This is a genomic window from uncultured Microbulbifer sp. (assembly GCF_913055755.1).
In the GTDB taxonomy this organism is placed as follows: domain Bacteria; phylum Pseudomonadota; class Gammaproteobacteria; order Pseudomonadales; family Cellvibrionaceae; genus Microbulbifer.
Map to the genome: position 1 here is coordinate 12,269 of NZ_CAJXKH010000014.1, position 12,686 is coordinate 24,954.

At 58.9% G+C, this 12,686-nt stretch carries 12 protein-coding genes; 10 read left to right on the forward strand and 2 right to left on the reverse strand.

Features of this window, described 5'->3' with window-relative positions:
* Window positions 1-2: 2 nt before the first annotated feature.
* Window positions 3-935, reverse strand: coding sequence for a PHP domain-containing protein (locus QZ511_RS04470; protein WP_295799562.1), 933 nt, complete (start codon window positions 933-935; stop codon window positions 3-5).
* 266 nt (window positions 936-1,201) lie between these two features.
* Here QZ511_RS04470 and QZ511_RS04475 point away from each other — a divergent pair, with 266 nt between their 5' ends.
* The 10 genes from QZ511_RS04475 to QZ511_RS04520 all read left to right on the forward strand — a co-directional run bounded on the left by QZ511_RS04475 (window position 1,202) and on the right by QZ511_RS04520 (window position 10,809).
* Complete coding sequence (locus QZ511_RS04475; protein ID WP_295799564.1) at window positions 1,202-1,957, forward strand: VC0807 family protein; 756 nt, start codon at window positions 1,202-1,204, stop codon at window positions 1,955-1,957.
* A gap of 48 nt (window positions 1,958-2,005) precedes the next feature.
* Entirely contained in the window at window positions 2,006-2,305 is a 300-nt protein-coding gene (locus QZ511_RS04480; RefSeq protein ID WP_295799568.1) for a YciI family protein, read from the forward strand.
* 53 nt (window positions 2,306-2,358) lie between these two features.
* Window positions 2,359-3,042, forward strand: a complete 684-nt coding sequence (locus QZ511_RS04485; RefSeq protein ID WP_295799571.1) for a TIGR04211 family SH3 domain-containing protein — start codon at window positions 2,359-2,361, stop codon at window positions 3,040-3,042.
* A gap of 136 nt (window positions 3,043-3,178) precedes the next feature.
* Entirely contained in the window at window positions 3,179-3,847 is a 669-nt protein-coding gene (locus QZ511_RS04490; RefSeq protein ID WP_295799573.1) for a peptidylprolyl isomerase, read from the forward strand.
* Window positions 3,844-4,599, forward strand: a complete 756-nt coding sequence (locus tag QZ511_RS04495; RefSeq protein WP_295799576.1) for a pyridoxine 5'-phosphate synthase — start codon at window positions 3,844-3,846, stop codon at window positions 4,597-4,599. The genes QZ511_RS04490 and QZ511_RS04495 overlap by 4 nt, the downstream gene beginning before the upstream one ends.
* Window positions 4,600-5,478 (forward strand): Rossmann-like and DUF2520 domain-containing protein, encoded by an 879-nt coding sequence (locus QZ511_RS04500; protein WP_295799579.1) that lies wholly within the window; start codon window positions 4,600-4,602, stop codon window positions 5,476-5,478.
* Window positions 5,475-6,254, forward strand: a complete 780-nt coding sequence (locus tag QZ511_RS04505) for an RNA methyltransferase (RefSeq protein WP_295799582.1) — start codon at window positions 5,475-5,477, stop codon at window positions 6,252-6,254. Before QZ511_RS04500 ends, QZ511_RS04505 begins: the two co-directional genes overlap by 4 nt.
* Before the next feature lie 268 nt (window positions 6,255-6,522).
* Window positions 6,523-7,623 (forward strand): OmpA family protein, encoded by a 1,101-nt coding sequence (locus QZ511_RS04510; RefSeq protein WP_295799584.1) that lies wholly within the window; start codon window positions 6,523-6,525, stop codon window positions 7,621-7,623.
* A gap of 692 nt (window positions 7,624-8,315) precedes the next feature.
* Window positions 8,316-9,725, forward strand: a complete 1,410-nt coding sequence (locus QZ511_RS04515) for an adenylate/guanylate cyclase domain-containing protein (protein WP_295799587.1) — start codon at window positions 8,316-8,318, stop codon at window positions 9,723-9,725.
* A complete protein-coding gene (locus tag QZ511_RS04520; protein WP_295799590.1) occupies window positions 9,718-10,809 on the forward strand; it encodes a tetratricopeptide repeat protein in 1,092 nt (363 codons plus the stop codon). Before QZ511_RS04515 ends, QZ511_RS04520 begins: the two co-directional genes overlap by 8 nt.
* A gap of 10 nt (window positions 10,810-10,819) precedes the next feature.
* On the opposite strand, the gene QZ511_RS04525 is transcribed toward QZ511_RS04520, so the two are convergent.
* Window positions 10,820-12,526 (reverse strand): hypothetical protein, encoded by a 1,707-nt coding sequence (locus QZ511_RS04525; RefSeq protein ID WP_295799594.1) that lies wholly within the window; start codon window positions 12,524-12,526, stop codon window positions 10,820-10,822.
* Window positions 12,527-12,686: the final 160 nt, after the last annotated feature.

Genomic DNA, 12,686 nt, shown 5'->3' on the forward strand with positions numbered 1-12,686 from the left:
GCCTACTCCCTGTTTACCGCCTGATGACTTGGTTTATGGGCGCCAGTTTGCCACAGATTCCACACCGGCTCGACGCCCGCCGGCAGGTGTACCCCACCCAGTTCCCGCCAGGGCTGGTCCGGCTGGTGAAAGTCGCTGCCCAGGGAGGCCGCGAGGGGGAGCCCCTGCTCTGCAAGCCGCGCCAGCAGCGCGAGAATTTCCCGGGTCTGCACCGGGTTCTGCTGCCCGCATACCACCTCCACCCCCTGCCCTCCGGCAACGGCAAAATCCAGCAACAGGCTCTGCAGCCTGGTGCGGGTCAGGCCGTACTTGAGCGGGTGCGCCAGCACTGCGGTACCGCCCGCGGCGGCAATGCTGGCCACGGTATCCGCGAGGTGCGGCCAGTCCACAGCCACGTCACCGGCCTTGCCGGCACCCAGGTAGCGCTTGAACGCCCGCGCCGTATCCTCCACGTGACCGGCCTCTACCAGCCAGCGGGCAAAATGCGGGCGCCCGATCACCCCGTCACCCGCCAGCGCCCGGGCGCCGGCCAGGGCGCCTGCGAATCCGCGCTTTTCGAGCTTCTGCGCAATGCGCTCGGCGCGCTCCTGGCGCAACAGATCCCGCTGCGCGATGGCCTTGAGAATTGCCGTGGATTGCCGGTCAAAGTTCAATCCGACCACATGCACCACTCGCGCTCCCCAGCGGGCGGTCAATTCGATACCCGGTACCAACACCACCCCCTGCGCCAAAGCCGCCTCAGATGCCTCCTGCAGCCCCTGAACGGTGTCGTGATCTGTGACCGCCAGCACAGTCACACCGTGGGATTTCGCCCTCGACACCAGCGCTGTAGGGCTTAAAATACCGTCCGAAGCCGCGCTGTGGCAGTGCAGGTCAATCTGACCGGCCAGCGTGTTTTCAGTCAGGGCCTCGCGCCCTACCGGGACTGGATTCATTGCTAAATTCATTCTGGCAACCAGGTTTGTTCAGGATCACCGCAGCGCGCCACGCAAGATGGAATCTTCGGGCTACTTTCTTACATTGCCCGGTGAACATTTGCCGATACCGATGGTCTCAGAGCAATCCGTTCACAGGATCCAGGCACAACTCGGCGCCCGTTCGTCGACACAAGGTTTCAGGGATAAGGCCCCGCGCGCGGGGGTTCATTTTCGCCGCTGACAGCTGTTGTGTCAGCCAGCGGGCATTATCACCGGAACAGGCCATGACCGATACCAGACAGAACTCAACTACCAGCACAGACCTGCCGAGCGACGCACAGGCGGCACAGTCGCAGAAGCCACACAAGGAAAGCCTGCTGGGCAACCTGCTGCTCAATATCGTTATCCCCACCCTGATTCTCACCAAGCTGTCCGGCGACGACTGGCTGGGCACCAAGTGGGCCATTGTGGTGGCACTTTCGTTCCCGGTGATATACGGGCTGCGCGACCTCAAGCGCTCCGGCAAGGTCAACTTCTTTTCCGCCCTGGGTGTCATCAGTATCCTGCTCACCGGCGGCATGAGCCTGCTGGAGCTGGAAGCCAAATACATCGCGATCAAGGAAGCCGCCATTCCCGGCCTGCTGGGGATTGCCACCATCGCCTCGCTGCGCACCCGCTGGCCGCTGGTGCGCACGCTGATCTACAACGAGCGCATCCTCGACACCGCAAAAATTGCCCGCGCGCTGGAAACCCGCGGCAATACCGGCCTGTTCGAGCGCACGTTACAGCACGCCTCGTGGATGATTGCCGGTTCATTTTTTGTGTCGTCCGCGCTGAACTACCTCCTCGCCGAAGTGCTGCTGAAAAGCCCTCCGGGGACCGAGGCCTTCAACGAGGAACTGGGCAAAATGACAGCCCTTAGCTTCCCGGTGATCGCCCTGCCCGCCACCATCATCCTGATGCTGGTGCTGGTATTCCTGTTTCGCCGCATTGGCAAACTGACCGGCCTGAAGCTGGAAGAAATCATGGTTCAGCAATAAACGCGCTGAGCCACCCTCTAAATAAGACTAAGGATTGAACGACCGACCATGTGGTACGCCATCATCAGCCAGGACGTTGCAAACAGCCTTCCACTGCGCAAAGGTGCGCGCCCCGCCCATATCGAGCGCCTGAACGCACTCAAGGACCAGGGGCGCCTGCTGATTGCCGGCCCCAACCCGGCAATCGACAGCGAAGACCCGGGCGAAGCCGGTTTCAGCGGCAGCCTGGTAGTGGCGGAGTTCCCCAGCCTGGAAGAGGCAAAAACATGGGCCGACGCGGACCCTTATGTGGAAGCCGGTGTCTATGCCTCCGTAACCGTAAAGCCTTTCAAACTGGTTTTACCCTGAACCCTTCCGAACAACAGTATAAAAATACGCACCAGCGAATGTTTTACCTATCGATGAAAAAACTGCTTACCACCGTTTCCGCCGCCGCACTGCTATTCTCTGCTGCACACAGCCAGGCAATCAGCTCCGACCGCTACATCACCGACGAGCTGCACGTGCCGATGCGCTCGGGCCAGGGCAATGAGTTCCGCATCCTGCACCGCGGCCTGCCCAGCGGTACCAAACTCACCCTGCTACAGGATTCCCCGGATACCGGGTGGGCCCAGGTGCGCACCCCGGGCGGCGAAGAAGGCTGGGTAAGGCGCCAGTACCTGGAGAGCGAACCGGTCGCAAAAATCAAACTGGAAAAGGCCGAGGAGCGACTGCGCCATATCGAAAGCCTGCAGGGCAACCTGGGCGGGGAAGTTCGCCGCCTTGAAGAGGAAAACGGCAAACTCACCACAGCCCTCAAGTCCGAGCAGGAGCGCGCAACGCAACTGTCCCGGGAACTGAAAGAGCTCAAGTCCCTGTCTGCCGACGCGGTCGCCCTCAATCAGCGCCACCAGAAGCTGCTCAATCAGCACGAGCTGCTGAAGCAGAAGCAGGCCATGAGCGAGGCGGAAATCCAGCGTCTCAGCGGCAGCGAAACCCAGAAGTGGTATATGTACGGTGCCCTTTCCGTGCTGATCGGTGCAATCATCGCAATGGCCGCTCCGCACTTCCGCCCGCGCAAGCGCCACTCCGAATGGGCCAACTGATCACCAGACAAGTCTTTCCCCGACAGTTGCCAGCCGGTTAGAATTTCCAGACCGGCGATAAGAGCCCGGTCAATGACCGGGCTCTTTTGTTATCAGACAGGTGCACAACAGAATTTGTGCCGGCCAGGGAAAACCCATGAAAAATACCAAGATCCACTCTGCACGTAGCGCTGCATTTCGCGCTGCTCACAGCAATCGATTCCTCCGGGGGACGCTCAGAAACGCACTGGGCATTCTTTGCTCCGCCCTGCTGCTGACTTTTTCCCTCACCGCGAGCGCCATTACCAACAATCCCCGCGTGGTTCTGGAAACGGACCTGGGCAGCATTGAACTGGTTCTTTTTGCAGACAAGGCCCCGGTTACCGTGGAAAACTTTCTCGCCTATGTGGACAGCGGCTTCTACGATGGCACCATCTTTCACCGCGTCATCCCCGGCTTTATGGCCCAGGGCGGCGGCTATACCTTCGATTTCCAGGAAAAGCCCACCCGCGCCCCGATCAAAAATGAATCCGACAACGGCCTGTCCAATGAGCGCGGCACCATCGCCATGGCGCGCACCGACGACCCCAACAGTGCGACCTCGCAGTTTTTTATCAACCTGGTAGACAACAGCCGCCTCGACGGCGGCACTGGAAAAGCCGGCTATACGGTGTTCGGCAAGGTATTGCTGGGGATGAGCGTGGTACAGCAGATTGCCGCCGAACCCAGGGGCCAGTTCAAGTCCTTCCCCGACGCACCCAATGCCGCAGTGCGTATACTGAAAGCCAGACGTAAATCCACAGATACCGGAGGCGCAGGCCAGTGATCGCATTGAGCGTCAACCTGAACAAGATTGCCCTGATTCGCAATTCCCGCGAGGGCAACTACCCGGATGTCGTGGCCCACGGCCGCACCTGCCTGGACGCCGGCGCAGAGGGTATTACCGTGCACCCGCGCCCGGACCAGCGCCATATCCGCCCGGGCGATGTGCGCGACCTGGCCCAGCTGTGCGCCACCCGCAAGGTGGAATTCAATGTGGAAGGCAATCCATTTGCCGGCCCCATGGGCAGCTATCCCGGGTTGTTGCCACTGGTGCAGGAAACCCGCCCACAGCAATGCACCCTGGTTCCGGACAGTAACGACCAGCTGACCTCGGATCACGGCTTTGACCTGAGTCGCGACGGCAGCCGCCTGGAGCCCATTATCCGCGCATTGAAAGACGCCGGCATTCGCGTCAGCCTGTTTATGGACCCGGACATCGAGCAAATCACCCGCGCGCGGGAAGCGGGCGCGGACCGCATCGAACTCTATACCGGCCCCTACGCCGAAGCGGTACTGCATCAGAGCCCGGACGCGGAAACGGTTTTCGCCAGCCATTGCGCGGCGGCGGAGCACGCCATCACCCTGGGGCTCGGGATCAACGCCGGCCACGATCTCAACCTGATCAACCTGCGCCGCTACCGCACCCTGCCCGGGCTACAGGAAGTGTCCATCGGCCACGCATTGACCGTGGACGCCATCAGTATGGGCCTGTCGGATGCGGTCAACGCCTACGTCAACTGTCTGGCAGGCAAGTAATTGCAGGCTGCAGCCCCGACACTGAATATCATCGGCGCCGGCAGGCTCGGCAGGACCCTCGCGCGGCTGTGGTCCGAGCGAGGTGTCTTTACCATCGCCGGCCTCTGCAACCGCAGTAACGAGTCCACGGCGTCGGCGCGGGAGTTTATCGGTGCCGGCAAAATCTGCGGCCACATCGCAGACCTTCCGGACGCCGACTGCTGGCTGATTGCGACCGGCGATGCCGATATTGCCGCCACCGCGCTATTGCTGGCCCGGCGCCTCGACGGTCAGCGACCGCTGGTGTTCCACTGCAGCGGCGCGCTGCCCGCTTCCGTGCTGGAGCCCTGCCGCCCCGCCACCCTGGCCAGTGCCCATCCGGTACACAGTTTTGCCGAGCCCCAGCACTCCCTGGAGGCGTTTGCCGGCAGTACCGTTACGCTTGAAGGTGACGACGAGGGGCGGGCATTGCTCGGTCGCGCATTTTCCGCAGTGGGTTGCGAACTGCTCACCCTCAACCCGCAACAAAAAGTGCTGTATCACACGGGTTCGGTGATGGCGTGCAATTACCTGACGGTACTGCTCGATCAGAGCCTGAAGGTATTTGCCGCCGCCGGTATTGCAGAATCCAGCGCACGCAAATTACTCGAACCCATCGTGACCCAGACGGTGCGCAATAATTTTGCCCTGGGCCCTGCCAGGGCGCTCACCGGGCCCATCGCCCGCGGCGATGGGGAGACGGTTGCACGCCAGCTGCACGCGCTGGCGCAAGTGGATGAAAAAATCCTGAATAGCTACCGCACCCTGGGCCAGGCGGGAGTGGAGCTGGCAAAGAAATCCGGGCTGGATGAGAAGCAGGTCCGGCAACTGGAAAGTATTTTACGAGAACAGGCACAGTGACCGACTCCCACGACTCCCCCGAATACCTGCGCAAACGCGCTTTTTTTGACAGTCTGCTGACGATTTATGGGCGCAAGCCGGTACTGGAAGCACTGGAGGATGCGAGCCTACCGGTGCACAAACTGCATCTCGCCGACAGCAACCGCAAAGACCAGCTGATCAGCCGCATCGAATCCCTCGCCGCCGAGCGCGGAATAGAAGTTGCCTACTGCGATCGCAAGGCCCTGTCGCGCATTTCAAAAAACGCGCGCCAGGACCAGGGTGTCGCCCTGGACCTGGCCCTGCCCCACTACGGCAACGCGGAAAGTTTTCTGCAACAACCGCCCGCCGCCAATTTCCAACTGCTGGCCCTGGACGGCATTACCAACCCGCAGAACCTGGGCATGATCATCCGGTCTGCCTGCGCCGGCGGTATCGACGGCATCATCCTGCCACGCAAGGGCTGCGCGCAGATTGATCCACTGGTGATCAAGGCCAGCGTCGGTACCCTGTTCCGCACCCGGATACTGCGCTGCGACAGGCTGGCCCCGGTACTGGAGAAATTCGCTGCCAGTGGCGCCCAGGTCAGCGCGCTTTCATCACACGCCAGTGACACTCTGCGCGACATCGATGACAGCCAGGCGCATATCTTTGTTCTCGGCAATGAAACCCAGGGCGTCAGTGACGAGGTAACCCGGGCCTGTACTCACCGCCTGCGCATTCCCATGCAGAACGACGTCGAGAGCCTGAACGTGGCGGTGACCGCAGCCCTGATCTGTTTTCGCAACCAGCTCTAGCTTTTCCCGCCGCCGGCAGTCCCGCACGAAAGCCTCCGCTACTCAATTGCAACTGCCGAAATTCCCCCCGATCGCCGCACTTGGTGCCAATTAGCGCCAATAATTCGCGCGTCAGCTGGAAAAGTCGCGAAGATCAACTAAACAGTACCCAGTAACGTTTCTTTCTAACTAGTCACTATAAATTTGCCGAGCGTATCGCCCTATTGAGAATAAAGTTCCCGTTGGGGATGACTTTCGGGCGGAAACAATAAAGCCAAGGATGCCATCTATGCGACTGACCAAATCTCTGGGGGTTACCCTCCTTGCAACCCTCGCCACCAGCAGCCAGGTGATTGCACAGGAAGACCGCCATGTCGACGTCATGCCCTTCCTGACCCGGGTTGACGAGGACCGCGGCACCGAGCGCCAGGCCTGGGGGCTACGCGGCGCCTACGGCTGGGGCTGGGGCGGCAACTGGTTCTCCGAGGTTCAACTGTTCGGGACCCAGCTGGAAAGCGGAGACTATCTCGATTTCACCTTCCCGGTTACGGATGTGGATCCCTCTTTCATCCCCCCCAGTGGCGATACCGAACTGTCCGGCCTCGGCTTTGACATGGTGTACAGTTTTAGCGGCCGCAACGGCTACTCCCCCTATCTGCTGGGCGGCGTCGGCGTGTCCAATAACAATTACACGGATAGCTCCTATTTCGCCGGGGAAGACGACACCAACGCCTTTGTGAACCTTGCCGCGGGCATCACCAGTGGTGGAATAGGCCCACACGGACTGAAAGTACGCGCCGAAATCCGCTACCTGCGCGACTACTTCGCCGATGACATGGACGACTGGCAATTCGGCATAGGCCTCAGTATCCCCCTGAGCTGCCCGCCAGTGGCGACCCCCGTGTACGCCGAACCGCCGAAAGAACCCGTCGACGAACAGCCCGAAATCATCAATACCGACAGCGATGGCGACGGCGTACTCGACCGCAATGACCGCTGCCCGGATACCCTGCCCGGCGCCGAAGTGGATGAGAACGGCTGCGTGGTGGCGGAGCAGACCATCACCCTGGAAAACATCCAGTTTGAATTCAATTCCGCCAAACTGACGCCGGCGGCAGAAATGTCACTGAACCGGGTGGTGCAGTCCCTGCGCAGCCAGCCCGACAGTCAGGTAGAGGTTGCCGGCCATACCGACAGCCAGGGTAACGACGCCTACAACATGCGCCTGTCCCGCCAGCGCGCCGAGTCGGTCCGCAGCTATCTGGTGCGCGGCGGTATTGACGCGAACCGCATCAGCGCACGGGGCTATGGCGAGACCCAACCGGTGGCCAGCAATGCAACAGACGCCGGCCGCGCACAGAACCGTCGGGTCGAAATGCGCTTTCGCTGATTCATTTCGCCGGTCTCACCTCCCCGAGTAGCACAAAACCCGGCTTTTGCCGGGTTTTTTTATTCACAATCCACAGAAACTGTGGATATGTCTGTGAGCAACCAACGGGAAAACGCCGCCAGCCCCCATGTTTCCGTTGTAACCTTATTGTGAAGAAAATTTAACCAATATCGCTTTTTCTTTTAAAATCAATATGTTACAAACAAATCCAAATCGGTATTGACAAATATCGACGCTAACTGCAGGCAGTAAAATAATCTTTGCCGGCTGTGGAAAGCTTTTTAAGATAGCCCTTTCGAGCCATTGATTTTCACGAAAAAAGGGGAAATTCCCGCGACAGACTTCAGTACGCACCATACGAGTGCACAAATGGGCAATAACTACCGGTGGCATCTACCGCGCCGGGACGAGTTTTCACGGGGTAAACCGCAGCGGCTACATGGGGCTGCCCAAGGAAATCCCCAGTCGCGGAATCCGAGTGGTCATACAGACCTCCGAGAGCTCTGGTATAGTCTGTCTTTTTTCCAGAAGCCCGAATACCGGTGATTATTGCGAACAACGAATAATGAAGAGCACAACCGTTGATCACTAAGACCAAAGCCAAATTGCGGCACATCGCTAACGGTCTACATAGGCGCCTTGCCCGGTTGTTGCCCCGCCATATCCCAATTGCATTCAAATTGGCGCTGGTCATGACCCTGTTGCTGGTACTGGGGATGGCCAGTCTGGGGCTGTTTATCAGCGACAACCAGAACCGCCTGATGCGCACGCAACTGCACGACTTCGGCAACACCATGGCCCGACAACTGGCGAAACTGGCCAGTGAGCCGATTCTGTCGGAAAACAGCCTGAATCTGCGCATGCTAACCACCAACCTGGGGCAGGACGAGAAAATCCTCGGTGCGGGTATTTACGCGCACAACGGCGAATTGCTATCGGCCACCGGTATCCAGCCTGGCCCAGCGGAGCGGGCATTTGTATCGCCCGGGGTGACAGCCCGGCCCTGGTTCCGGCATACCGCCGGTGGATCTTCGGAGCGCTTGATCAGCTTTGTCGCCCCGGCCTACTATCAGGATGTCCGGGTCGGCTCCGTGGTGGTGACCCTCTCCGCTTCGCAGATGGACCAGGCCGCGATCAGTGCGCGCGATGCCATTATCTACGCCACCCTCGCCATGACCATCCTGGCATCCCTGCTGGCCTACTGGCTGAGCCGGCGCCTGTCGCTTCCCATCCACCATTTGATGGAAGCGACCCGGGCCATCGACCGCGGCGACCTGGCGACCCGCATCGAGCAGCGGCGCAATGACGAAATCGGCTTCTTATTTGAGGGCTTCAACAATATGGCGGCGGGATTGCTGAAGAAATCCCAGGTCGAGCAGGTATTTTCACGCTACGTGTCGAAGAACGTTGCCGACAAGGTACTGGCCAATCTGGACGAGGTCCGTTTGGTTGACCGGCCGATCGAGGCGACGGTGTTGTTCGCCGATATCACCGGTTTTACCGCGATGTCGGAAAAGCTGCAGCCGAGCCAGGTTTCCGAACTGTTAAATGAATATTTCTCTTATATTTCCCGCGCCTGTTCCCTGTACGGCGGGGTCGTCGACAAATTTATCGGCGACTGTGCAATGCTGGCATTCGGCGTACTGGAAGACGACACCGATCACGCCTTCAACGCGGTCAGCTGTGCGGTATTGATTCAGCAACTGGCGGCGCAGTTAAACGAGCAGCGCCGCGCCGACGGCCGCCCCGAAGTGCACTTCCGTATTGGCATCAACTGCGGCGCCATGTTGGCCGGTAACCTGGGCTCCGACGAGCGCATGGAATACACCGTGGTCGGTGACGCCGTCAATCTGGCATCTCGCTTGTGCAGCGAAGCCCGGCCGGATCAAATCATTATCCGCAAACAGCTGTTTACCATGTTGCAACCCCGCATTGTTGCCAAGGCCGAGCAAACCCTGCCGATTCGCGGCAAGTCCACCCCCGTGGGTATCTATTCTGTGCAGAACATCCATGACAAAGATCAAGCACTGTTGCAGGCCAACCTGCACAAAGTGCTGAATAGCAACGCCGACCAGCGGCGGCGGGCGGTCGGCGATGCGTGATCGCTGGTTTGTATTTGCGTGGTTTTTGCTGTTGCCGCTGCTGCCGGCGTGTAGCCTGGTCCCGCTGCAACAGCAGACGCTGGAGGGATTTCCACCGGATACCGTGCAACGAGTACGCCAGCAATCCGCAGAACTCGAACAGTTGCAGAAACGGGAGGTCGCGACACCAGCGCAGTACCAACAAATCAGGCAATTGCGCAGCAGCGTCCAGCAATTCGAGCGGGATGTCATCCACACCGCGAGCGGCATGGAGCGACAGGACAACTGGCACGGAGCCGAGCAGCTTTTGCAGGGCGCCACGCGGGTATTGCCAGACAGCCAGGTACTGGCCAGTGCACACAATAACTTCGCCGAGCGGCGCCAACTGCGAGAAGAGCGGGTGCGCATGGAGCTGGCAATCCATCGCGGCGAACAGTTGCTGAAAGATGCCGGTGCCTACGAGCACCTGCGGCAACTTCAGGGCCCCGATCCGCTGACCTGGCTGGAACTGAAAAACTATCAGCGCGAATGTCGAGAGTCCGCTCAATCACTGCAGCAGCATGCGCAGCGGGCGCTGGAACGGAAAGACTATGCACTGGCCCAACACGGCCTGAAGATTGCGCAGCGCCTGTATGGCGATGACTTGCAGCAAGATACCGATCTGCGCGACTCACTCCAGCGGAACCTGACCCTCGCCAATCGCCAGCTCCGCCCGGCGAAGCCGCGGCCGGCCGGCACCTCACATAGGGATGACAGGGCGCCTGTTGCGGAATTGCAGCAGGCACTGGATGCGGGGGACCTCCCCAGTGCGCGGCAACACCTGGACCAACTGCGACAGCAGTCACCCCAGGACCCGCGACTACTGTCCCTGCAGTCGCAGTTTCAGACACAGGTCAGCAACCGGGTTGATGGCGCAATCAAACGGGGCAATGACCTATACAGCCAGGGAGAAATCGAGCAGGCCCTTGAAGTCTGGCTCGAAGCCAGAACTCTGGACCCGGACAATGTCGAGCTGCTGGCCAACATCGCCCGCGCGGAAAAAGTGCTGGAGAACCTGCGGGCGCTGTCTCCCCCCCTCCCGGACGAGCTCAACGCTCACCCGTGAGCTGACCATATCAATCGACCCGTCTAACGGATATTTTTTTAACCTCGTATTGGGAAAAACGGGTACTGTCGGAATCCAGTTGAAGTTGATAGCCAAAGGAACCGGTACTGGTTAAATCCTCAATCTTCCATGTCTTTTGATAAAATTCCGTACTCGCTATCGAGTTCCAACCCGAATTCGAGTTCTCTCCAGCGGCAACTTTTGCCGGCGAATAGGCATCAACCTTGAGGTTAAACCCCGGGGTACTTGACGCACTTTTCTTGGCTCTAAGCTCGATGACCAGTTCTACATTTTCCCTGAAGTGGGTAAAAAAACTGGGATCAATAACCATCGCCAATGCCTGCTGCCGGGATAAATCAAAAAACTGCTCTCCGTTTGCGGTTGCGATTCTCGATTCACCCAGAATCCGGATGCCATTTTCCACCCCGGGACTAATTGAAACCTCATCGACCAGACCAAAATCTGTATCGTGTGATAGCAGTATCTTCGAACGATTGCCGAGGGCGGTCTTAACGCGATCATAAATTTCGGTATTTGAAAGCGGATATGCAGCCACTACCGGGTTGTTACCGACCGCGATACTTCGCCCCCTGAGGCCTTCTGATTTGTTCGTTACCAGATCAATAACCTTGACATCGACATCGCCAGATTCAAGCGCAAAGTTCGCCTCACTGTCCGCCCAACTAATGCATATGACCTCGTCATTTTTTCTGAAGTAATGTTGCAACACCCCCGTCGCGGGGCGGGTCCAACCCAGGTAAACCGGGCTATCGCCCAACAACCGCACCAGATTTCCAAAAGCAAACAACGCCTTTCTGGGATTGTTCCCATTGATCATCAACCCCAACTTCAGGCCTTCAGCATCGAGCGGTTCAAACCAGTAAACCTTTTCAACCCCCTGGGCAATAGACATCGTCATTGCCTTGACCAGCGCAGCCGCCTGATCAATCTGCGCAGCATCCGCACTCAAGTTCGAATCCAGCCCTATGCCCACTTCCGTAAACCGAACCGGGACGGATACTTTTCCCGGGTTGAGAGACGCCAGCATTTTGCGTACCTCACCGACGATATTCATATAAAGAACATCGTGCCCCGACTTGACCAGATTCAGGACTTCGTAAGGATGCAGAGTAACGAAGTCGAATTTGTCCCGCGCCCCGGACTCAATCGTCCGGGCCATGTAGTTCAGATGGGTACTCTTTGCCGCCAGGCCTACCTGCAACCCGGGATCAACGGACTTTATGACATCGTAAGCTCTCGCCACTACCGCAGCGTACGACGCAGGATTTTTATCATTCGTAAAATTTGGCGGCTCGTTCCAGACCTCCCAGTGAGTAACGTAGGGAAAGGTGTCGAGTGTCGCTCTGATGTAGTCTTCCCAACCGGACAGATCGTCAGAGGGCACACTGCCCGGAGACGTTGCGCTGCTCCACTGCAAAATTCCGGTTAACTCGAAGCCCGTCGTGTTAAGACTTTCAGCCAATGCGGGCTGATCCACCCGAAAACCGCGAACATTCGCAATGCGCAAGTCATAGATAGAATCCTTCCAGACACTGACGTTCCACGCGCTGGTATGGGAGGGAGCCACTCCCCACGGCGACGAGCCTGCGTATTGCGAACTTTCGGGCAAACCCAGACTGTTCAGGTCTCGCCCGGTACTGGATTCCGCCCCGACATAGCATGCGCTCAGGATCACCGGCGCGAGCAGGATCTTCACTGCGACTCTTGAAGTGAGTGCTTTCAAGTAGTTGTTAAAGTAGCTCTGCATTTCCACGGTCTTGTATCTGACAGGTTTCATCGGTACGAAATAAATGAGATGACTGAAGTGACTATCGGCCGGCCGGTATCAGCTCAGCGTAAAAAACTGGCGGCATAAT

What these genes read in the sequence shown, in the direction of transcription:
- QZ511_RS04515 (WP_295799587.1), top strand. Translation starts at nt 8,316, where the DNA reads ATGACCCTGTTGCTGGTACTGGGGATGGCCAGTCTGGGGCTGTTTATC.
- QZ511_RS04470 (WP_295799562.1), bottom strand. Translation starts at nt 935, where the DNA reads ATGAATCCAGTCCCGGTAGGGCGCGAGGCCCTGACTGAAAACACGCTG.
- QZ511_RS04510 (WP_295799584.1), top strand. Translation starts at nt 6,523, where the DNA reads ATGCGACTGACCAAATCTCTGGGGGTTACCCTCCTTGCAACCCTCGCC.
- QZ511_RS04490 (WP_295799573.1), top strand. Translation starts at nt 3,179, where the DNA reads ATGAAAAATACCAAGATCCACTCTGCACGTAGCGCTGCATTTCGCGCT.
- QZ511_RS04475 (WP_295799564.1), top strand. Translation starts at nt 1,202, where the DNA reads ATGACCGATACCAGACAGAACTCAACTACCAGCACAGACCTGCCGAGC.
- QZ511_RS04520 (WP_295799590.1), top strand. Translation starts at nt 9,718, where the DNA reads ATGCGTGATCGCTGGTTTGTATTTGCGTGGTTTTTGCTGTTGCCGCTG.
- QZ511_RS04480 (WP_295799568.1), top strand. Translation starts at nt 2,006, where the DNA reads ATGTGGTACGCCATCATCAGCCAGGACGTTGCAAACAGCCTTCCACTG.
- QZ511_RS04485 (WP_295799571.1), top strand. Translation starts at nt 2,359, where the DNA reads ATGAAAAAACTGCTTACCACCGTTTCCGCCGCCGCACTGCTATTCTCT.